18 protein-coding genes and 1 riboswitch are annotated in these 21569 nt (G+C 74.8%); of the genes, 4 read left to right on the top strand and 14 right to left on the bottom strand.

All coding sequences use genetic code 11. The annotated features are described in order from the left end of the window. Positions 1–14 precede the first annotated feature (14 nt). From HTZ77_RS25095 to cobF, 4 genes are all read right to left on the bottom strand, one after another. A complete protein-coding gene (locus tag HTZ77_RS25095; RefSeq protein ID WP_175592108.1) occupies positions 15–566 on the bottom strand; it encodes a copper resistance CopC family protein in 552 nt (183 codons plus the stop codon). Positions 567–619: 53 nt separating this feature from the next. After that, positions 620–2947, bottom strand: coding sequence for a heavy metal translocating P-type ATPase (locus HTZ77_RS25100; RefSeq protein WP_175592109.1), 2328 nt, complete (start codon positions 2945–2947; stop codon positions 620–622). 141 nt (positions 2948–3088) lie between these two features. Next, entirely contained in the window at positions 3089–3649 is a 561-nt protein-coding gene (locus tag HTZ77_RS25105; protein ID WP_175592110.1) for a hypothetical protein, read from the bottom strand. 44 nt (positions 3650–3693) lie between these two features. Continuing rightward, on the bottom strand, positions 3694–4443 hold the full coding sequence (gene cobF, locus HTZ77_RS25110; protein WP_175592111.1) for a precorrin-6A synthase (deacetylating): 750 nt from the start codon (positions 4441–4443) through the stop codon (positions 3694–3696). A gap of 96 nt (positions 4444–4539) precedes the next feature. Between cobF and cbiE the strand changes: the two genes are divergently transcribed. Genes cbiE through HTZ77_RS25125 form a run of 3 tightly spaced genes read left to right on the top strand, consistent with a single transcriptional unit; the run spans position 4540 to position 7219 of the window. After that, positions 4540–5754, top strand: coding sequence for a precorrin-6y C5,15-methyltransferase (decarboxylating) subunit CbiE (cbiE, locus tag HTZ77_RS25115; RefSeq protein WP_175592112.1), 1215 nt, complete (start codon positions 4540–4542; stop codon positions 5752–5754). Then, positions 5751–6506: a precorrin-4 C(11)-methyltransferase gene (gene cobM, locus HTZ77_RS25120; RefSeq protein ID WP_175592113.1), complete on the top strand. Its 756-nt coding sequence runs from the start codon at positions 5751–5753 to the stop codon at positions 6504–6506. Before cbiE ends, cobM begins: the two co-directional genes overlap by 4 nt. Beyond that, the gene (locus HTZ77_RS25125; protein ID WP_175592114.1) at positions 6491–7219 is read left to right on the top strand and encodes a cobalt-precorrin-6A reductase; all 729 of its coding nucleotides are present in this window, start codon (positions 6491–6493) and stop codon (positions 7217–7219) included. The genes cobM and HTZ77_RS25125 overlap by 16 nt, the downstream gene beginning before the upstream one ends. Here HTZ77_RS25125 and HTZ77_RS25130 read toward each other — a convergent pair. The 3 genes from HTZ77_RS25130 to cobG are packed head-to-tail and all read right to left on the bottom strand — an operon-like array spanning position 7210 to position 10585. Further along, complete coding sequence (locus HTZ77_RS25130; RefSeq protein ID WP_175592115.1) at positions 7210–8688, bottom strand: precorrin-2 C(20)-methyltransferase; 1479 nt, start codon at positions 8686–8688, stop codon at positions 7210–7212. The two genes, HTZ77_RS25125 and HTZ77_RS25130, sit on opposite strands and share 10 nt — an antisense overlap. 5 nt (positions 8689–8693) lie before the next feature. Then, positions 8694–9314 (bottom strand): precorrin-8X methylmutase, encoded by a 621-nt coding sequence (locus tag HTZ77_RS25135; RefSeq protein WP_175592116.1) that lies wholly within the window; start codon positions 9312–9314, stop codon positions 8694–8696. Continuing rightward, positions 9311–10585 carry a precorrin-3B synthase gene (gene cobG / locus HTZ77_RS25140; protein WP_175592117.1) on the bottom strand — a complete coding sequence of 425 codons (1275 nt, stop codon included), beginning with the start codon at positions 10583–10585 and terminating at the stop codon, positions 9311–9313. Before cobG ends, HTZ77_RS25135 begins: the two co-directional genes overlap by 4 nt. Before the next feature lie 17 nt (positions 10586–10602). After that, positions 10603–10799: riboswitch (cobalamin riboswitch) on the top strand. Positions 10800–10835: 36 nt separating this feature from the next. Between cobG and cobN the strand changes: the two genes are divergently transcribed. Continuing rightward, the gene (cobN, locus tag HTZ77_RS25145) at positions 10836–14423 is read left to right on the top strand and encodes a cobaltochelatase subunit CobN (protein ID WP_328808751.1); all 3588 of its coding nucleotides are present in this window, start codon (positions 10836–10838) and stop codon (positions 14421–14423) included. On the opposite strand, the gene HTZ77_RS25150 is transcribed toward cobN, so the two are convergent. The 7 genes from HTZ77_RS25150 to ilvA form a co-directional block, all read right to left on the bottom strand. After that, a complete protein-coding gene (locus HTZ77_RS25150; protein ID WP_175592210.1) occupies positions 14378–15691 on the bottom strand; it encodes a cobyrinate a,c-diamide synthase in 1314 nt (437 codons plus the stop codon). The genes cobN and HTZ77_RS25150 overlap by 46 nt on opposite strands. A 32-nt stretch (positions 15692–15723) precedes the next feature. Next, positions 15724–16326: a cob(I)yrinic acid a,c-diamide adenosyltransferase gene (gene cobO, locus HTZ77_RS25155; RefSeq protein WP_175592118.1), complete on the bottom strand. Its 603-nt coding sequence runs from the start codon at positions 16324–16326 to the stop codon at positions 15724–15726. 2 nt (positions 16327–16328) lie between these two features. Beyond that, a complete protein-coding gene (locus tag HTZ77_RS25160; RefSeq protein ID WP_175592119.1) occupies positions 16329–18470 on the bottom strand; it encodes a VWA domain-containing protein in 2142 nt (713 codons plus the stop codon). Then, positions 18467–19039, bottom strand: coding sequence for a histidine phosphatase family protein (locus tag HTZ77_RS25165; RefSeq protein WP_175592120.1), 573 nt, complete (start codon positions 19037–19039; stop codon positions 18467–18469). Before HTZ77_RS25165 ends, HTZ77_RS25160 begins: the two co-directional genes overlap by 4 nt. 25 nt (positions 19040–19064) lie before the next feature. After that, entirely contained in the window at positions 19065–19808 is a 744-nt protein-coding gene (locus HTZ77_RS25170; protein ID WP_175592121.1) for a CbtA family protein, read from the bottom strand. A gap of 8 nt (positions 19809–19816) precedes the next feature. Next, positions 19817–20005 carry a CbtB domain-containing protein gene (locus HTZ77_RS25175; protein ID WP_175592122.1) on the bottom strand — a complete coding sequence of 63 codons (189 nt, stop codon included), beginning with the start codon at positions 20003–20005 and terminating at the stop codon, positions 19817–19819. A gap of 222 nt (positions 20006–20227) precedes the next feature. Then, on the bottom strand, positions 20228–21493 hold the full coding sequence (gene ilvA / locus HTZ77_RS25180; RefSeq protein WP_175592123.1) for a threonine ammonia-lyase IlvA: 1266 nt from the start codon (positions 21491–21493) through the stop codon (positions 20228–20230). Between the last annotated feature and the right edge of the window lie 76 nt (positions 21494–21569).

Genomic DNA, 21569 nt, shown 5'->3' on the forward strand with positions numbered 1-21569 from the left:
CCCTTCCCCGGCGCTCAGCGGCGGCGCGACCGCAGCCAGACCCCTGCGCCGACGAGGACCAGCAGGACGACCGCTCCCCACAGCCATCCGGGCGCGCCACCCGACTCCCGCTCGGCACCCGAACGGGCCGCCGCGCCGGAGGCCGGGGACCGCGCCGGGGCCGGGGTGGAAGCCGGCGAGGAGGGCGAAGCCGGCGCCTCCGTCGAAGCGCGTGCGGGCGTGGATGCGCCCCCGCCGGTCACGGTGAAGGGGATCTCCCCTTCGATCGGGTGGCCGTCGGAGGAGACCACCCGCCAGCCGATCACGTAGGAGCCGGGCTCCAGCGGCTGGGGGACGTCGGCGAACACCTTCGGGCCCGCCGTACGGGGAGTGCCGACGGTGACCTGCCTGCCGGCGGCGTCGTGCAGCACGACGGCGGGGAAGCGCACGCGCGCGGAGTATTCGAGCTCTATCTCCTTGACCGACGCCACCTGGGCGTTCTTGGCGGGGGAGCTGCTCTTGAGCGAGTCGTGCGCGAGTGAGGGGGAGGCGGTGCAGAGGATCCATGCTCCGCAGGCGAGCGTCACGGCCATCAGGCTACGGAGGAAACGCGGCGACACTGTCATGTCGGACTCCAGAGTCAGGCGATCGTGGAGGGGACCGGGTGGCGTGGGTCGTCCAGGTCCTCCACGTACGGGGTGAAGGGGTCGGTGGTCGCGGGCGGCGGGGCGAAGCGGCGCAGGCGCAGGCTGTTGGAGACCACGAACACCGAGGACAGGGCCATGGCGGCTCCCGCGATGAGGGGATTGAGCAGGCCGGCGGCGGCCAGCGGGAGCGCCGCGAGGTTGTAGCCGAAGGCCCAGACGAGGTTGCCGCGGATCGTGGCCAGGGTGCCGCGGGCCAGGGTGATGGCCGTGGGCACGACGTCGAGATCATCCCGGATGAGGATGAGGTCGGCGGCGGCCATGGCCACGTCGGTGCCTTCGACCACGGCCAGTCCGAGATCGGCGCGGGCCAGGGCCGGGGCGTCGTTGATGCCGTCGCCGACCATGGCGACGCGATGGCCGTCGGCCTGCAGGCGCGTGATGACGGCAGCCTTGTCGGCGGGCAGCACCTCGGCGATCACGTCGTCGATGCCGACCCGGGCGGCGACGGCGTGGGCGGTGGCGGCGTTGTCGCCGGTGAGCAGCAGCGTCCGCAGGCCCATGGCGTGCAGCCGGGCGACCGCGTCCGCGGCCGAGGGCTTGATGGTGTCGGCGAGGGCGAGCGCTCCCAGGACGGCGCCGTCGGCCGCGGCCAGGACGACGGTGCGGCCCTCGCTTTCCCAACCGGCCCGGGCACGATCGAGCGGCGGCGGCACGGTGACGCCCTCCCGGTCCAGCAACCGCGCCGAGCCGACCAGGATCCGCCTGTCCTCCACCGTCCCTCGGGCGCCCAGCCCGGCTAGGGCGGTGAACGCGTCCACCGGGGGCAGCTCGCCGCACTCGGCGCGCGCCCTGTCGGCGATGGCCGCGGCGATGGCGTGTTCGGAGGCGTTCTCGACGGCGCCCACGTAGCGCAGCACGTCATCCGGGCGAACGCCCTCGGCCGTGGTCAGATCCACCACGCTCATACGGCCGTGGGTGAGGGTGCCGGTCTTGTCCAGGACGACGGTGTCGACCGTACGGGCGGACTCCATGGCCTGGTGGCTCTTGATGAAGACCCCGAGCCGGGCGCCGGTCCCCGAAGCGACCTGGAGCGCGGTGGGGATGGCCAGCCCGAGCGCACAAGGGCAGGCGATGATGAGGACGGCCAGCGCGGCGGTGACCGCCTCGTGCGCCTGGGCTCCGGAGAGCAGCCAGCCGGCCAGGGTCAGCGCCGACAGGACGAACACCGCCGGCACGAACCAGCCGCAGATCCGGTCCGCGAGCCGCTGCACGGCGGCCTTGTCGGCCTGGGCGTGTTCGACGAGGCGGATGAGGGCGGCGAGCTGGGTGCCGGCGCCCACCCGCGTGGCGCGGACCATGAGTCGCCCGCTGAGGTTGACGGTCGCGCCGGTCACCGCGTCGCCCTCGCCGACTTCGGCGGGCACGGGCTCACCCGTCATGGCGCTGGTGTCGATCGTGCTCTGCCCGGACTCGATCAGGCCGTCGGCGGCGATGCTCTCACCCGGGCGGACCACGAACAGGTCGCCGGCCCGCAGGTCGGCCACGTCGATGCGGTACTCGTTCCCGTCGGCGCGCAGCACGCTGACGTCCTTGGCCCCGAGCTCGGCCAGCCGGCGCAGCACGGCACCGGAGGAGCGCCGTGCCCGGGCCTCCAGGAAGCGCCCGGCCAACGCGAACATGGTCACGCCTCCGGCGACGTCGAGATAGAGCGCGCTGTCGGGCGCGGACAGCAACGCCCACACGCCCGACCCGGCCGGCGCGGCGTCGACCGGGAACAGGATGACGTACAACGACCAGCAGGTGGACGTGATGACCCCCGTCGAGATCAGGGTGTCCATCGAGGTGGTGCCGTGCCTGGCGGCTCTGAACGCGTTGCGGTGGAAGGGCCACGCGCACCACGTCACCATCGGCAGGGTCAGGCCGATCAGCACCCACTGCCATCCGGCGAAGCGCCAGGCCGGCGCGAACGCCATCCCCATGGACAGGTCCATCAGCACCACGGCCAGCGCGATCGCGACCACCATGCGCCGCCCGATCGTCCGCACCCGCCGATCGTCGGTGTCGTCCGGGCCGGCGGTCGTGTGCGGCGTGTACGGTTCGGCGCTGTAGCCGGTGCGCTCGACCTCCCGGATCAGCTCCTCGAGCGTGACTCCGTCGGCCTGGATCGCCGCCTTCTCGGTCGCGTAGTTGACGCTGGCGCTCACTCCTTCCATGCGGTTGAGCTTGCGCTCCACGCGCGCCGCGCACGCCGCGCACGTCATTCCGCCGATGACGAGCTGGACGAACGTGTCGCTGCCGTCTTGGGGTTCTGTGACTGTCATGGGGGCTCCGTACGTCTCCGTGGTCTGGTCGTTCTGCGGCGGCGCGCATCGGGCCTGCCGCACCGGGGCCGCGACGGCCCCGCGCTGTTCGCGGGGCACGGCGGAACACAGGCCGGCGGCATGGCCGTGGCCTGGGAGATGTCAGACGAGGGAGAGACGCGCCGGCGGGCCGCGCCGGGAGATCGCCGCCGCGAACCGCGACCCGGGGAAGGGGACGTGCTCGTCCCGCGACGGCCTACGGTCGTGCGTGCCCGCCCCGCCGAGCCCGCCGGCGAGGATCAACAGGACCCTCCACCAGCGCCGGACCGTGGTCGCGGCGAGCTGGAGCAGGACAGCCAGAGCCGATTCGCCGCGCTCCAGCCACCAGGCCGAGATGAGCGCCGTCACGGCGTGCACCAGGAACATGCCCACACCGGTGCCGTGCTCGTGACCGGGCTGTACCGACGCGGCGGCACCTACGCCGAACAGGTGGTGCATGCCGTACTGCGTGGCGAAGCACGCCGCGAGCAGCGTCCCCATGCCGCGCCGGCTCCCGCCGAGCAGGTAGGCGCCCGCCCAGGCCAGCGCGGACGCGCCGAGCAGGACCTCCAGGCGCGCCGGCTCACCGCCGGCGAACCCGTGCAGGGCAGCCGAGACCAGCACGCACACCGCCGCGAACACCGCGGCCCGCATCGCGCGCAGGAGAGGCTGACCGATGGGCACCCGGTCATAGTGCCATGCGATGGTGCCCGTGCGCCTACCGGCCGTCAGTGACCTTGTCGGCGCAGGAGGTACGTGTCCATGATCCAGCCCTTGCGGGCGCGCGCCTCGGCCCGCAGCTCGCGGATGCGATCGCCGACCTCGGCCACGGGACCGGCCACCAGGATCTCGTCCGGCGTGCCCAGGTAGGCGCCCCAGTGGATGTGGAAGTCGTCCTGGCCGGCGAAGGAGCAGTGGGCGTCGAGCATGACGACCATGTCGTCGGCGGTGGGGCCGTGCTCGGCCAGGCGGCGGCCGGTGGTGAGGTGCACGGGCCGGCCGACCTGGGTGAGGCTCGTCCGGTGGCGGGCGGTGAGCGCGGCCACGCTGCTGATCCCGGGGATGACCTCGTAGGCGAAGCTGACGTTCCCGCGCTGGAGGATCTCCTCGACGATGGCCAGCGTGCTGTCGTACACGCCGGGGTCGCCCCACACGAGGAACGCCCCGGTCTGGCCGTCGCGCAGCTCGTCGCGGATGAGCGCCTCACAGGCGAGCGCCCGGCGCGCGCGCCAGTCCTCGACGGCGGCGGCGTACGCCGGGGCGGTCCGGTCGCGCTCGGGGTCGCGGGCCTCGGCGATCCGGTACGGCCGGCGGCCGTGCTCGGCGATCATGTCCAGCCGGAGCTGGACCAGCTCGTGCTTGACCTCGCCCTTGTCCACGACGAGGAACACGTCCGTGGCGGCGATGGCCTTGATCGCCTGCAGGGTGAGATGGTCGGGATCGCCGGCGCCGATGCCGATGACGAGTAGCCGCTTCACCCGCACGAGTCTGCCAGAACGCCGGATATACGATATGCACCACAAGATCCCCAAAGACCCCAAGGAGCCCAAGGTGCCGCACGTGGCGGGCAGCGTGTGATCACCGTCGTCGGCATCGGGGCGGACGGCTGGGACGGGTTGTCCGCCGCCGCGCGGATGACCCTGGAGGCCGCCGAGGTGCTCATGGGGGGCCGCAGGCAGCTCGACCTCGTGCCCGCGTCGGCGGCCGAGCGCGTGGCTTGGCCTTCACCGCTGCTGCCCGCGCTGCCCTCGCTCCTGGACAGGTACGCCGGGCGCGAGGTGTGCGTGCTGGCCAGCGGCGATCCCCTGTTCTACGGCATCGGCTCCACGCTGGTGCGGCTGCTGGGGGCGGCGGAGGTCCGGGTGGTGCCGCACGTGTCGTCGCTGTCGCTGGCGTGCGCGCGGCTCGGCTGGCCGGTCGAGCGGGTCGACGTGGTCAGCCTCGTGGGGCGCCCCCCGGCGGCGCTGAACGCCGCGGTCCTGCCGGGAGGGCGGATCGTCGTGCTCGGCGCCGGCCGCGACTCCCCGTCCCTGGTGGCCGGGCTGCTGACCGGGCTCGGGTACGGCCCCAGCCCCATGACCGTCCTGTCGGACCTGGGCGCGGCGAGCGAGTCCCTCGTCACGGGAACGGCGGCGACCTGGGTGTCGCAGGGAGCCGAGCCGTCCGCGTTGAACGTGATCGCCGTCGAGTGCGTGGCCGAACCCGGCGTCGAGCCGCTCGCGCGCGTGCCCGGGCTGCCCGACGCGGCGTTCGAGCACGACGGCCAGCTCACCAAGCGGGAGGTCCGCGCGGTCAGCCTGTCGCGGCTGGCTCCGCTGCCCGGCCGGCTGCTGTGGGACGTCGGCGCGGGCGCGGGCAGCATCGCCATCGAGTGGATGCGCAGCCACCCGGCGTGCGCGGCCGTGGCGATCGAGAGCCGGGCCGACCGCGCCGCCGCCATCACGCGCAACGCCGACCGGCTCGGCGTGCCGTCGCTGAGGGTCGTCGAGGGCAGGGCCCCGGCGGCGCTGGAGGGGCTGCCCGCGCCGGACGCGGTGTTCGTGGGCGGCGGCGCGAGCGCGCCCGGGCTGCTGGAGAGCTGCTGGGCGGCGCTGCGGCCCGGCGGCCGGCTGGTGGTGAACGCCGTCACCCTGGAGTCGGAGTCCGTCGTCGCCGCGTGGTACGCCCGGCTCGGCGGAGACCTGGTGCGCCTGTCCGTGCAGCGGGCCTCGCCCGTCGGCTCGTTCACGGGGTGGCGGGCCGCGATGCCGGTGACCGTGTGGTCGGTCACCAGGAAGGACGTGCCGTGACCGTGTACTTCGTCGGGGCCGGCCCCGGGGCCGCCGACCTGATCACCCTGCGCGGCCTGCGGCTGCTGCAGTCGTCGCCCGTGTGCCTGTACGCGGGCTCGCTGGTGCCCAGGGAGCTCCTGGACTCCTGCCCGGTGGGAGTCAGGCTCGTGGACACCGCGAACCTGACGCTCGACGAGATCGTGGTGGAGCTGATCACCGCCCACCGCGCGGGTCTCGACGTGGCGCGGCTGCACTCGGGCGACCCGTCGGTGTTCAGCGCGGTGGCCGAGCAGATGCGCCGGCTGGACGAGCTCGGCGTGCCGTACGAGGTGGTCCCCGGCGTGCCGGCGTTCGCGGCCGCGGCCGCCGCGCTGCGCAGGGAGCTGACCGTGCCCGGCGTCGGCCAGACGGTCATCCTGACCCGCACCTCGGCCCGCGCCACGCCGATGCCGGAGGGCGAGGATCTGACGACCCTGGGCGCGAGCGGCGCCACGATGGTGCTCCACCTGGCCGTGCAGCGGATCGACGCCGTGGTCGCGGAGCTGCTGCCCGTCTACGGCCCCGACTGCCCGGTCGCGGTGGTGGCGCGGGCCAGCCGGCCCGACGAGGTGATCCTGCGTGGCACGCTGGCGGACATCGCCGGGCAGGTCCACGAGGCCGGGATCCGGCGTACGGCGGTGATCGTCGTCGGCCGGGTGCTGTCGGCGACGCGGTTCCCCGACAGCCATCTCTACAGCACCGAGCGGGCGCGGCCGTGCGACGCGTCCTGATCCTGGGCGGCACGGCCGAGGCGCGGGCGCTGGCCGCCGGGCTGGCCGGCCGCGGCGTGCACGTGGTGTCGTCGCTGGCCGGGCGGGTGAGCAACCCCCGCCTGCCGGTCGGTGAGGTGCGTGAGGGCGGGTTCGGCGGGCCGGACGGGCTGGCCGCCTGGCTGGCGGCCGAGCGGATCGACGCCGTGGTGGACGCCACCCATCCGTTCGCCGCGCGGATGACCGCGTCGGCGGCCGAGGCTTCGGCCAGGACGGGCGTGCCGCTGCTGGTCCTGCGCCGTCCGGGATGGCGGGAGGAGCCCGGCGACGACTGGTGTCGCGTGGCCTCGCTGCACGAGGCCGCCACCCGGCTGCCGAGCCCGGCGCGGGTGTTCCTCACCACCGGCCGCCGCAGCCTGCCGGTCTTCACCGGCCTGCCCGGGGTGTGGTTGCTGGCCAGGTCGGTCGATCCCCCCGAGCCGCCCGTTCCGGACCACGTGCACGTGCTGCTCGACCGCGGGCCGTACACCGTCGAGGGGGAGCACGCGCTCATCCGCGAGCACCGGCTGGACGTGCTGGTGACCAAGGACAGCGGCGGCCGGATGACCACCGCCAAGCTGGTCGCGGCACGCGAACGGGGACTACCGGTGATCATGGTGGACCGGCCGCCGTTGCCCGCCGGCGTCCGGCTGGTGGAGACCGTCGAGGAGGCGGCGGCCTGGGCTCAGGGGTAGCGGCGCGGCGTGTAGACGACGCCGCGCTCGGTGACCCGGGTCGTGGACGAGCCGACGATCAGCAGGCAGCGCATGTCCACCCGCGCGGGGTCGAGCTCGCCGAGCGTCGTGACGGTGACGCTCTCCTGCTCCCCGCCGACGTCGCGGCCGATCACCACCGGGGTGGCGGCGTCGCGGTGCTCCAGCAGCAGGTCACGGGCGGCGGCGACCTGCCAGGTACGGCTGCGCGAGGCCGGGTTGTAGAGCGCCAGCACCAGGTCCGCCCTGGCCGCGGCGGCCAGCCGGCCGGCCACCACCTCCCACGGTTTGAGGAGGTCCGACAGCGACAACACGCAGTAGTCGTGACCCAGGGGAGCGCCGACCCGGCTGGCCACCGCCTGGGCGGCGGTCAGCCCGGGGACGATCCGCACCGGAACGTCGGGGAAGTCCGCCGCCGCCTCCAGCACGGCGCTGGCCATGGCGAACACGCCCGGGTCGCCGGAGGACACCACGGCCACCCGCGCGCCTTCGCGGGCCAGCTCCAGCGCGTGCCGGGCGCGTTCGGCCTCGACCCGGTTGTCGGTGCGGTGGCGGTGCTGGCGCGGGTTCGGGGCGACCCTGTCCACGTACGGGCCGTATCCGACCAGGTCGGTGGCCGCCGCCAGCGCCTCCTGGGCCTCGGGCGTGAGCCAGGGCCGCCCGGCCGGCCCGAGGCCCACCACGGCCACCTCGCCCGGCCCCTCGGTGACGGGCGGTTCGGGGACGAAGGTCCGCTCGGCCGGGCTGGCGAGCAGGGCCAGCGAGAAGTACGGCACGCCGTCCGGGTCGACGTCCTTGAGCGGCGCGACCCGCTCGGCTCCCATCGTGGCGCGCTCGACGTACCAGGCGTCGTCCAGCCGCCCCGCCTCGGCCAGGGCGTCGCGGACCTTCCCGAACGTCCGGCCCAGCTTGAGCACCGCCGCCGAGTCGGTGCCGCGCAGCCGGTCGGCGAGCACGCCGGCGGGCAGCGTGCCGGGCAGCACCGTCAGCACCTCGTCCCGCTCGACCAGCGGCCGGCCGAGCACGGCCGAGGCGGCGCTGACCGAGGTGACGCCCGGCACGACCTCGGTCGGGTAGCGGTGGGCGAGCCGCTTGTGCAGGTGCATGTACGAGCCGTAGAACAGCGGGTCGCCCTCGGCCAGCACGACCACGGTCCGGCCCGCGTCCAGGTGGGCGGCCAGCCGCTCGGCGCAGTCGGCGTAGAAGTCGTCGAGCGCCCCCTGGTAGCCGCCGGGATGGTCGGTGGTCTCCGTGGTCAGCGGGTAGAGCAGCAGCTCCTCGACCTGCCCCTCCCTCATGTACGGCAGCGCGATCGAGCGGGCGATGCTGCGCCCGTGCCGGGCGGCGTGGTAGGCGATCACGTCCGCCTCGCCGATCAGCCGGGCCGTCTTCACCGTGACCAGCTCCGGATCGCCGGGGCCGAGGCCGACGCCGTACAGCCGTCCCGTCATCGCCATCACTCCGCCTCGCTCGCGAGGGCGTTGACCGCCGCCGCCGTCATCGCACTGCCGCCGCGGCGGCCGTGCACCACCAGATACTCCAGGTCGCTGTCCGCCAGCGCCCGCTTGGACTCGGCCGCGCCGATGAACCCCACCGGGATGCCGAGCACGGCGGCGGGCCTGCCCGCGCCCCCGGCGACGAGTTCGAGCAGCCGGAACAGGGCGGTCGGCGCGTTCCCGATCGCCACCACCGCGCCGTCGAGGCGGCCGCGCCACCGCTCCAGCGCGGCGGCGCTGCGCGTGGTGGCGAGCCGCTCGGCCAGCTCCGGCACGCCGGGGTCGCCCAGCGTGCACACCACCTCGTTGCCCGCGGGCAGCCGGCGCCTGGTCACGCCCGAGGCGACCATCTGCGCGTCGCACAGCACGGGCGCGCCCCGGCGCAGCGCCTCGCGGCCCCGGGCGACCACGGAAGGCGACCAGTCCAGGTCGGCGACGAGGTCGGTCATGCCGCAGGCGTGGATCATCCGCACCGCGACCCGCGCCACCTCGGGCGGCATCCCGGTGAGGTCGGTCTCGGCACGGATGGTCGCGAACGAGCGCCGGTAGATCTCGGCGCCGTCGCGGATGTAGTCGCTCACTGCTGCCTTTCCTGGTATCCGTCGCCGGTGGCGATCATCTGGACGACCCGGCCGCGCGGCAGCCCGCAGCGCCGCTCGCAACCGGCCCAGTGCACGGGTGCCGCCGGAGGACCGTCCAGCGTCGCGACCCAGCGCCGCGCGTCCTCCCGCACGTCGGCCAGGGACTTGGCGCAGCCGGGACGGCCGGTGCAGGCGCTCACGCCGCCCCAGGGCGACGCCGGGTCGGTCACCAGCCCGGCCGCCTCCAGGCTCCGGGCCGCCCGGTCGGCGGCGGCCGGGGAGAGGTCGAGGAGGACGACGGTCCGCCACGGCGTGAACCGGACGGGCCCGCCGTCGCGCGCGGCGGCCACGTCCGCGACGGCGCCCGCCTGGGCGGCGGACAGCCGTCCGAGCGGCACCACGGCCTCCAGCGCCACGCGGCCGTCGCGCTGGTCGACACGCCCGGCGCGCTGGGCGGGCGCGGCGGGAAGGGGCGTCGTGGCCCGGTCGCCGGCGGCGCCGAGCCGGGCCGCCATCCGGTCCGGCGTGGCACTGTGGTCGTCCGCGCCGAGCCGGGCGGCGATCCGGTCCGGCGTGGCCTGGTGGCCGGCGGCGCCGAGCCGGGCCGCGATCCGGCCGGGCCCGTCCACCAGCTCCCCGATCCGCCAGGCGGCCCGGCCTCCTCCGGGGCGCTCCCGTTCGTCGAGGAACGCCTCCGCGGCGGCGATCATGCGCCGGACCGCCGCGTCCGCCCCCACGGCGAGCCCGGCATCCACCCCCGCCAGCAGCAGCCGCCCCTCCGCGGCGCCGGGGACGAACGTGACGTCGGCGCCCAGCCCCGGCATGTCACCGGTGCCGTCGTCCACCGCGAACAGGAACCGTCCCGGCAGCCCGGCCAGGCGGGGCAGCGCGCACAGGGCCCGGTCCAACGCCTCCACCAGGGGCTGGGTGCGCAGCAGACCGCAGCGCCCGCGCCCGCCGAGGGGCGAGGCCACGATGTTGCGCACCCGCTCGTGCGCCGCCGACGGCAGCAGGCCGGCGGCGGCGATCCGCGCGGCGAAGCCCTCGGGCGAACGCAGGCCGCGCACCTGCACGTTCGCCCGGGACGTCAGCTCGATCACGCCCGAGCCGAGGTCGGTCGCGCAGCCGGCCAGCTCGCGGAGCCGGCCCGGCGAGATGGCGCCGCCGGGCAGGCGGACCCGGACCAGCGGACCGTCGGCGGCCTCGTGCACCTGTAGCGCTCCCGGACAGGCATCAGGGCGCACCCGTCCGGAAAAGTCGGCTATGGACACGATCAGGATGGTAACGCCACTTCTGGCGAGAGTCGCTCCTGTCGTACGCTCCTCGGTAGGCGATGGCAAGGGAGGAAGCCGGTGCGAATCCGGCGCGGTCCCGCCACTGTGACCGGGGAGCGACCCCCACCACAGGCCACTGCCCGGCGACGGGCGGGAAGGCCGGGGTGAGCGTTGATCCGGGAGCCAGGAGACTCCGGCCGTCGCGACACCCGCGACCGGGGCGAGGACCCCGAGGGAGGATTGCGTCGTGCCTGGCGACAGCCGTACCGTCCTGCTGCTTTCGACCTCCGACACCGACCTGCTGAGCGCCCGCGCGAGCGGCGCCGCCTACCGCTCGCGCAACCCGGCCCGGCTGGCGGCCGAGGACCTTCCCGCCGTGCTGGAGGGCGTCGATCTGGTCGTGGTACGCCTGCTCGGCGGCCGGCGCGCCTGGGAGGAGGGCCTGGACGCGCTGCTGGCCGGCCCTCGTCCGGTGGTGGTGCTGGGCGGCGAGCAGGCGCCGGACGCCGAGCTGATGGAGCTGTCCACGGTCAGCGGCGGCGTCTGCGCCGAGGCCCACGCCTACCTGGCCCACGGCGGGCCGTCCAACCTGGCCGAGCTGCACGCGTTCCTGTCGGACACCGTGCTGCTGACCGGGCGCGGATTCGCGCCGCCGGAGCCCACGCCCTCCTGGGGGCCGCTGGAACGCGACGCGCGGCCCGGGCAGGGGCCCGTGATCGGTGTGCTCTACTACCGCGCGCATCACCTGGCGGGCAACACCGCGTTCGTGGAGACGCTCTGCGCGGCCGTCGAGGAGGCGGGCGGACGGGCGCTGCCGGTCTTCTGCTCCTCCCTGCGCACCGCCGAGCCCGAGCTGCTCGACACGCTGCGCGGCGCCGACGCGCTGGTGGTGACCGTGCTGGCGGCGGGCGGCTCGCGCCCCGCCACGGCGAGCGCGGGCGGTGACGACGAGGCGTGGGACGTGGGCGCGCTGGCCGCGCTCGACGTTCCGATCCTCCAGGGCCTCTGCCTGACCACCAGCAGGCGGGCGTGGGAGGAGAACGACGACGGCCTGTCGCCGCTGGACGCCGCGTCGCAGGTGGCGATCCCGGAGTTCGACGGGCGGATCATCACGGTGCCGTTCTCGTTCAAGGAGATCGACCCCGACGGCCTGACCGTCTACGTCGCCGACCCCGAGCGGGCCGCCCGGGTGGCGGGCATCGCGGTGCGGCACGGGCTGCTCCGGCACACCCCGCCCGCCGAGCGGCGGCTCGTCGTGATGCTGTCGGCGTACCCGACCAAGCACTCCCGGGTGGGCAACGCGGTCGGCCTGGACACCCCGGCCAGCACGGTCCGCCTGCTGGCCCGGCTGGCCGAGGCGGGCTACGACCTGGGCGAGGGTTTCCCCGGCGTGGCCGAGCAGGACGGCGACGCGCTCATCCACGCCCTCATCGCGGCCGGCGGCCAGGACCCGGACTGGCTGACCGAGGAGCAGCTGGCGGGCAATCCGGTACGCATCTCCGCGGCGTCCTACGAGCGCTGGTACCGGACCCTGCCCGAGGACCTGCGGACGCAGATGGAGCGGCACTGGGGGCCGCCGCCGGGCGAGCTGTTCGTACACGAGGGCGACATCGTCCTGGCGGCCCTGCGGGCCGGGAACCTGGTGGTGATGGTGCAGCCGCCGCGCGGCTTCGGCGAGAACCCGATCGCCGTCTACCACGACCCCGACCTGCCGCCCAGCCACCACTACCTGGCCGCCTACCGCTGGCTGTCGGCCGAGTTCAGCGCGCACGCCATGGTGCACGTGGGCAAGCACGGCAACCTGGAGTGGCTGCCGGGCAAGTCGGCCGGCATGTCCGCCTCCTGCGGCACCGACGCTGCCGTCGGAGAGCTTCCGCTGGTCTACCCGTTCCTGGTCAACGACCCGGGCGAGGGCACGCAGGCCAAGCGGCGGGCGCACGCCGTGCTGGTGGACCACCTGGTGCCGCCGATGGCGCGCGCGGAGACCTACGGCGACATCGCCCGCCTGGAACAGCTCCTGGACGAGCACGCCACGATCGCGGCCATGGACCCGGCCAAGCTGCCCGCCGTCCGGGCGCAGATCTGGACTTTGATCCAGGCCGCCCGGCTCGACCACGACCTCGGCCTCGCCGACCGGCCGCACGACAGCGAGTTCGACGACTTCATCCTGCACGTGGACGGCTGGCTGTGCGAGGTCAAGGACGCGCAGATCCGCGACGGCCTGCACGTGCTCGGGCAGCCGCCGACGGGCCGGGCGCGCGTGGACCTGGTCCTCGCGATGCTGCGCGCCCGCCAGATGTGGTCCGGCCGCGAGACGCTGCCCGGCCTGCGCGAGGCGCTCGGCCTCAGCGAGGACGGCACCGCGACGCTCGGCAGCGTGGACCGCGCCGAGGAGACCGCCCGGGCGCTGGTGGAGGCCATGGAGGAACGCGGCTGGGCGGCGGACGCCGCGGCGGAGGTCACGCGCGGGCTGCCCGCCGAGCGGCGCGACCTCGTGACGCGGGTGCTCGCCTTCGCCGCCACCGAGATGGTGCCGCGCCTGGCCCGTACCACCGACGAGCTGGACCACGTCCTGCACGCCCTGGACGGCGGCTACGTCCCGGCCGGGCCGAGCGGCTCGCCGTTACGGGGGCTGGTCAACGTGCTGCCGACCGGCCGCAACTTCTACTCCGTCGACCCCCGGGCGGTCCCCAGCAGGCTGGCGTGGGAGACCGGCCAGGCCATGGCCGAGTCGCTGCTGGAGCGCTATCGGACGGACACCGGCGAGTGGCCGCGTTCGGTGGGACTGTCGGTCTGGGGCACCAGCGCCATGCGCACGGCGGGCGACGACGTCGCCGAGGTGCTGGCCCTGCTCGGCATCCGCCCCGAATGGGACGAGGCCTCGCGCCGGGTCACCTCGCTGGAGCCGATCCCGCCCGCCGAGCTGGGCCGGCCCAGGATCGACGTGACGGTCCGCATCAGCGGCTTCTTCCGCGACGCGTTCCCGCACGTGGTGGCCATGCTCGACGACGCCGTACGGCTGGCCGCCGCCCTGGACGAGCCGGACGAGGACAACTACGTGCGCGCCCACGTCGCCGCGACCGGAGGCGACGACCGCCGGGCCACCATGCGCATCTTCGGGTCGGCGCCGGGCGCCTACGGAGCCGGGCTGCTGCCGCTCATCGACAGCCGCAACTGGCGCGACGACGCCGACCTGGCCGAGGTGTACGCGGTGTGGGGCGGCTTCGCCTACGGCCGCGGCCTCGACGGCGTGGAGGCCCGCCCGCAGATGGAGGACGCCTACCGCAGGATCGCCGTCGCGGCCAAGAACGTCGACACGCGCGAGCACGACATCGCCGACTCCGACGACTACTTCCAGTACCACGGCGGCATGGTCGCCACCGTCCGTGCGCTGACCGGCCGCGCTCCCGCCGCGTACGTCGGCGACAGCACGCGCCCCGACGCCGTCCGCACCCGCACCCTGTCGGAGGAGACCTCGCGGATCTTCCGCGCCCGCGTCGTCAACCCGCGCTGGCTGGCCGCGATGCGCCGCCACGGCTACAAGGGCGCCTTCGAGCTGGCCGCCACCGTCGACTACCTGTTCGGCTACGACGCCACCACCGGCGTGGTCGCCGACTGGATGTACGACAAGCTCACCGAGACCTACGTGCTCGACGCGGAGAACCAGGCGTTCATGGCGAAGTCCAACCCCTGGGCGCTGCACGGCATCGCCGAACGCCTGCTGGAGGCCGCCGAGCGGGGCATGTGGGAGCACCCCGACCCGGAGATCCTGCGCGGCCTGCGTGAGGTCTACCTCAAGACCGAGGGCGACCTGGAGGACGACACCAGCCGCTGAGCCGCCATCGGGCTGCCAGCCCAGTGCAGATGCAGGTAGGACGCGGTCACCAGGGCGTCGCCGAACCCGTCGGCGCCGCCCTCCCAGCGGAACAGCGGCTCGCCCGCGTACTCGACGGCGGTGCGGTGGAACTCGTGCCCACGGAACCGCTCGCCCCGCTCGGTCAGCGGCGAGCGTCCGAGCGCGACCGCGTCCCGGTAGCCGAGCGTCAGCTTCTCCGTCATGCGCGCCCGGCCCGGCACCCGCCCGGCCATCCGGTGCCCGTCCAGCTCCTCGCACAGATAGAGCAGCCCGGCGCACTCGGCCGCGATCGGGCCGCGGAAGGCCGCCACCTGCTCGCGCAGCGGCTCGTTGGCGGCCAGCTCGGCCGCGTACACCTCGGGGAAGCCGCCGCCGATCACGAGCGCGGCGGTCCCGTCCGGCAGCCTCTCGTCGCGCAGCGGGTCGAACACCGCGACGTCCGCACCGGCCGCCCGCAGCAGCTCCACGTGCTCGGCGTAGCCGAACGTGAACGCCGCCCCGCCCGCCACCGCCACCACCGGCCGGTCCTTCCGCGCCACGTGCCGCGGCTCCCAGGCAGAGGAGTCGAGCCGCGGGGCCGATGCCGCCAGCCGCAGCAACGCGTCCAGGTCACACGAGCCGGCCACCAGCGCGGCCAGCCGGTCCACCGAGGCCACCGCCTCAGCCTGCCGTTCGGCGGCGGGCACCAGCCCCAGATGCCGGGACGGCGTCGCGACGGCGTCGTCCCGGCGGAGCGCCCCCAGCACCGGGACCCCGGCCGAGGCCAGCGCGGACCGGCACAGCTCCTCGTGCCGGTCGGAGCCCACCCGGTTCAGCACCACCCCGCCCACCCGCACGCGCGCGTCGAACGTGGCGAACCCGTGCACCACCGCCGCCACCGACCTGCTCTGCCGGGCCGCGTCCACCACGAGCACGACCGGCGCGTCCAGCAGCCGGGCGACATGGGCGGTCGAGGCGAAGTCCGTGTCCCCCCTGCCGTCGAACAGCCCCATCACGCCCTCGACCACCGCGACGTCGCATCCCGCCGCCCCGTGCAGGAACAGCGGCGGCACGCGGCCCTCGCCGACCAGCCACGGATCCAGGTTGCGGCCAGGGCGCCCGGTGGCCAGCGCGTGGTAGCCCGGGTCGATGTAGTCCGGCCCCACCTTGTGCGGCGAGACCCTCAGCCCGCGTGCCCGCAGCGCCGCCATCAGCCCCGTGGCCACCGTCGTCTTGCCGCTGCCCGACGACGGTGCGGCGACGACCAGCCGGGGGACCGCGGCGCCGACGAGCCGGGGGACTACCACTCGATGCCCTTCTGCCCCTTCTGGCCGGTGTCCATGGGGTGGCGGATCTTGCCCATCTCCGTCACCAGATCAGCCGCCTCGATCAGCCGCTCGGGCGCGTCCCTCCCGGTGATCACCACGTGCTGGTCGCCGGGCCGCCCGGCGAGCGCGTCCAGCACGTCGTCCAGCTCCAGCCAGCCCCACTTCAGCGGGTACGTGAACTCGTCCAGCACGTAGAACCGGTACGTCCCGGCCGCCAGATCCCGCTTGATCTGTTCCCACCCCTCACGGGCATCAGCGGCGTGGTCCTCCTCGGTGCCCGGCCGCCGCGTCCACGACCAGCCCTCGCCCATCTTGTGCCAGGCCACCGAACCGCCCTCGCCCGACTCCCCGAGCACCTTCAGCGCCCGCTCCTCGCCGATGCGCCACTTGGCCGACTTCACGAACTGGAACACCCCGACCGGCCAGCCCTGGTTCCAGGCCCGCAACGCCATCCCGAACGCGGCCGTCGACTTGCCCTTCCCCGGGCCGGTGTGGACGATCAGCAGCGGCCGGTTACGCCGCTGCCGGGTGGTGAGGCCGTCGTCCGGCACGACGGCGGGCTTTCCCTGCGGCATGGTCAGACCGCCTTCCTGTGGTCACGGACGACCGAACCGAGGTCGGCCAGGGAGTCGAGCGGAACGAGCCGAGCCCGCAACCGGGCCGCCAGCCGGACCGCCAGGCCGAGCCGTACCGGGCCGCTCTCACAGTCCACGACCACCACCGCCGTCCCCTCCAGCAGCGCGGCCGCCCGATCCACGTCGCCTCCCGACGTGGCCCGCCCATCCGTCACCAGCACCAGCAGCGGACGCCGCGCCGGGTCCCGCAGCCGCTCCACGCGCAGCACCCGCGCGGCCCGCACCAGCCCGGCCGCCAGCGGCGTGCGCCCGCCGGTCGGCAGCGAACGCAACCGCGCCGCACCCGCCTCGACCGACGAGGTAGGAGGCAGCGCGACCTCCGCGCCCACGCCGCGGAAGGTGACCATGCCGACCTTGTCGCGCCGCTGGTAGGCGTCGAGCAGCAGGCTGAGCACCGCCGTCTTGACCGCGGTCATCCGCTTGCGCGCCGCCATCGAGCCGCTCGCGTCCACCACGAACAGCACGAGGTTGCCCTCTCTGCCCTCGCGCACCACCTCGCGCAGGTCGTCCTCGCGCAGCACCAGGCCGGGACCGGTACGCCCGCGCCGCACCTGGTGCGGCGCGGCGGCCAGCACGGTCGCCGTGACGTGGAGGTCGCGCACGCGTCCCGTGGGGCGGCGCGAGCCGGTGGCCCGGCCGTGCGGGGTACGCGAACGGGACCGCCGCCCCGCCGCGCCCTCGCCCGTCCCGGGCACCTCCATCAAGGGCACCCGGTACGGCGCCGCGACCCCGGCCACCACCCGCCCGGCCGCCTCCCGCGCCTCGCCGTCCTCTCGTGCCTCGCCGTCCTCCTGCGCCTCGGCGTCCGATCGCGGTGCGGGACCTTCGCCGGCCGGTCGCGCCCCTGCGTCCTCGGTGACCGGCGCCGAGTCACCGGGTGGGCGGCCGGTGTCCGCCGCGTGATCGCCCGGTCCCGGGCCCTCCGTCCCTCGTCCGGCGCGCCGGGAGCCGTCCGCCGGCTCCTCCGGGGCCGACGGAGAGCCGTCCCCCGCCGATGCCGGCGAGCCCCCCGGACCTCCGGGTCCGGAGGCCTCGGGACCTCCGCCGCCGGGGTCATCCGGATCCTCGTCCTCCGACGTCCGCGCCAGCAGGTCGTCGAGCAGGTCCTCGTCCAGTCCCGGCGCGTCGAACGGATCGCGCCGCCGCCGGTGCGGCAGCGACAGCCGGGCCGCGGCGCGCACGTCCTCGGTGGTCACCACGTCCCTGCCCTGCCAGGCGGCATGGGCGATGGCCGTGTTCGCCGTGACCAGGTCGGCCCGCAGGCCGTCCACCTCGAACGCCGCGCACACCGTCGCGATCTGCCGCAGCCGCGCGTCGGGCAGCCGCACGTCCGGCACCAGGGCCCTGGCCCGGGCGATCCGGCGGGCCAGCGCCGCCTCCTCGGCCGCCCACCGCACCGCGAACGCCTCGGCCTCCGCGTCGAAGGCCAGCCGTCTGCGCACCACCTCGGCCCGCTCCGCCGGATCCCTGGACGCCTTGACCTCGACCGTCAGCCCGAACCGGTCCAGCAACTGCGGCCGCAGCTCGCCCTCTTCCGGGTTCATGGTCCCGACCAGCAGGAACCGGGCGGCATGGCGTACCGACACCGACTCCCGTTCCACGTAGCAGGTGCCGAGCGCCGCAGCGTCGAGCAGCAGGTCGACGAGATGGTCGTGCAGCAGGTTCACCTCGTCCACGTAGAGGACGCCGCGATGGGCGGCGGCCAGCAGGCCCGGCTCGAACGCCTTCACTCCCTCCGTCAGCGCCCGCTCCACGTCGAGCGAGCCGACCAGCCGGTCCTCCGAGGCTCCGACCGGCAGCTCCACCAGCGCGGCCGGGCGCTGCGTCCCCTGGGCCCCGGGCTCGTGCGGCCCGTCCGGGCACCCGGCGTCGGGCGCCGCCGGATCGCAGGAGAACCGGCATCCGGGCACCACGGCGACCGCGGGCAGCTGGGCGGCCAGCGCGCGCACGATGGTCGACTTGGCGGTGCCCTTCTCACCGCGGACGAGCACGCCGCCCACCCGCGGGGAGACCGCGTTGAGCACCAGCGCCAGCTTCAGGTCATCGAGCCCGACGACCGCGCTGAACGGATACGTGACGATCAAGACAGGACCTTCCTGTTGACAGGGGCGACCCTGTTGACATGGGTGACCCGCCACCCGCCCCGCACGGCGGACAGCTCGGTGACGGACAACGGCGCGAGATCGAACCGGGCGGCACGCAGCGGATCCAGCCCCAGCGCATGGCCGAGCGCCGCCCGGATGGTCCCCGCGTCGCAGACGACGACGCCGGGCTCCGCGCGCACCGACTCGAGCCAGCCGGCGACCCGCTCGGCGTGCGCGGCCAGGCTCTCACCGCCATGGGGGGCGGCGTGCGGGTCGGCCAGCCAGCGCGCCAGCGCGTCCGGCTCCTCCCGCGCGACCCGCTCGTACGGCAAGCCGCGCCACCGGCCGTGATCCGCCTCCGCGAGTGCCGGGACCACCCGCGCCTCCCCGCCGATGGCGGCGGCGGTCCGGCGCGCGGCGGCGCCGGGAGCCGACCACGCCACCGGCCCGGCCACCACCGGGGCCAGGGCGGCGGCCCTGGTCAGGCTCGCCGCATCGGCATCCTCCTCGGCCAGGGGAAAGCGGGCGGCCCGCATCCCAGGCGTACTGGCGTGCCGGACGAACAGCACCCCGCCCACCTCAGCTCGGCTCGGGTCAGCTCGGCGCGGCGGCGGTCGCCGGAACGGCCGCCGCCTGACGCGCCGCCCGGTCGCTCACCCAGCCGAACAGCACGCCGAAGGCCGTCCAGAAGACGAGCTGCGTGCCCAGCGACGCGAGCCTGAACTGCCACAACAGCGTGGCGGGGAAGCCGGCGGGCACCTCGTCGACGGTCGGCAGCAGCGCCCAAGCCGCGATCACCGGAACCAGGAACGCCGCCACCGCCGCGACCCACCGCGCCCAAGGCCCGGCCGTCACCCGGCGCGCGGTCGCCACCGCGATCGCCGTCGCGGCCAGCCCGACGAGGATCATCACCACGTAGAGCACGGTGCGGCTGTTGATCGTGTCGGGATCCCCGACGGCCGGCGGGTTGGCCGGATACTTCACGAACGGCACCAGGATCACCGCCGCGAACGCCGTCCCGGCGGCGGCGAGGGCCAGCCCGCCCGGCGATCGAGGGCCGACCCGGCCGCGCAGGCCCGCGTACACGAGGGCGAAGACTCCTCCCGCCGCCACCCCGTACAGGCCGGTGGCCAGGAAGAGCCCGGCCTTCTGCCCGGGCCGGCCGACCAGTTCCTCCTCGCCGTGATCATGACCAGGCGCCTCTTGTGCGGCATGGGCCTCTTCCAGCGCGATCGCGCTGTCCACCCGCGGCTCCCCGAAGGCGAAGGCGAAGCCGCCCGCGATCAATCCGGCCAGCAGGCCCACAAGCAGGCCCCTGACCAGCAGGGTGCGTACCACGCCGCCGCCTAGTGGCAGGGCACGCCGAGCAGGTGGCGCCCGTCGTGCATGAGTTCGTGCAGGTAGGCACCGGTCTGGGAGATGGCCCCATTGTCCATCAGCACCAGGTAGGCGATCAGCAGCAGCACCGGCACGGCCGGCAGCCACAACCGCAGACGGGGGAACGGGATTGCCGAAGGAGTGGACAGACCACTCATACAAGCCTCCTCAGGGATGACGCGTCCCAACCAACGAGGTCACGCAAGCCCAAGCGACCTGGCTCCCGGGATCCACGTCCCGGATACAGTGGCGCGTCCGCACCGGCATCTCACCGGATTTCCCTTGGACAACCGTGAAATCTACCGGAATGTATCTTCCCCTCCGGTTCCCGTCAATGACCTCCGGCTGCTCCCACCGGAGAATCAGCGGCCGTAAGAGGATCAGAGAAGGAACCGGAACAGCGGGCTCCCGCTCTCGATGCGCTCGATCCGCGGCGGCGCCTGGTCCATGCGGGCCAGCAGGCCGGGCAGGTCGGCGGGGCTGGCCAGCTCGATGCCGACCAGCGCGGGGCCGGTCTCGCGGTTGCTGCGCTTGATGTACTCGAACAGGGTGATGTCGTCGTTGGGGCCGAGGACCTCGTCGAGGAAGCGACGCAGCGCGCCGGGCTCCTGGGGGAACTCCACGAGGAAGTAGTGCTTGCGCTCCTCGTGGACGAGGGAGCGTTCGACGACCTCGGCGTACCGGCTGACGTCGTTGTTGCCCCCGGACAGCACGCACACCACGCTCGCACCGGCCGGGATGCCGGCCGCCTCGGGACAGCCGAGGAAGGCCGTCGCCAGCGCCCCGGCCGGTTCGGCGATGATCCCGTCGGACTGGTAGAGCGCCAGCATCTCGCTGCACACCCGGCCTTCGGGCACGGCGACCATCTCCACCTCCGCGGCGGCCACGATCGGCACGGTCACGTCGCCGGCTCTGCGCACGGCGGCGCCGTCGACGAAGGTGTCGATCTCCGGCAAGGTGACCGGGCGGCCGGCGAGCAGGGCCGCCGCCATGCACGCGGCCCCGGCCGGCTCCACGCCGATGACCCGGGTCCGCGGGTGGTGCTTGCCCAGCCACGCCAGCGTGCCGGCCAGCAGACCGCCCCCGCCGACGGGGACGACCACCACGTCCGGGGCATGGCCGAGCTGGGTCACGGCCTCGTGGATGACCGTGCCCTGCCCGGCGATGGTCCGTGGGTCGTCGAAGGCCGGGACCAAGGTCGCGCCCGTGCGGGCCACGTCCGCGGCCGCGGCGGCGGACGCCTCGTCATAGGTGTCGCCGCCCAGCACGATCTCGATCGCCGAGCCGCCCAGCGCCGCGATCCGGTCCCGCTTCTGCCGGGGTGTGGTGCGCGGCAGGAAGACGCGGCCGTGGACGCCCAGCGACGCACAGGCGTAGGCGACGCCCTGGGCGTGGTTGCCCGCGCTGGCGGCCACCACGCCCGCCGCGCGTGCGGCGTCGTCGAGCTGCGCGATCAGGTTGTAGGCGCCGCGGACCTTGTAGGAGCGCACGGTCTGCATGTCCTCGCGCTTGAGCCATACGTGCGCGCCTCGCAGGTCGGACAGCCGTGGATTGCGCTCCAACGGCGTCGTCGTCACCACGCCGGTCAGACGCTGCGCCGCCGCCTCCACGGCCGCCGCGTCGACCAGCGAAGCCTCTACCGTCATGTTTGCTGTTCTCCCAGTTCAGAACCCGCGTTCCGTGGTCCCGGCGTTCACCGGACCGCACCCGAAGGAACGCGGA

Source organism: Nonomuraea montanisoli, assembly GCF_013363975.1.
In the GTDB taxonomy this organism is placed as follows: domain Bacteria; phylum Actinomycetota; class Actinomycetes; order Streptosporangiales; family Streptosporangiaceae; genus Nonomuraea; species Nonomuraea montanisoli.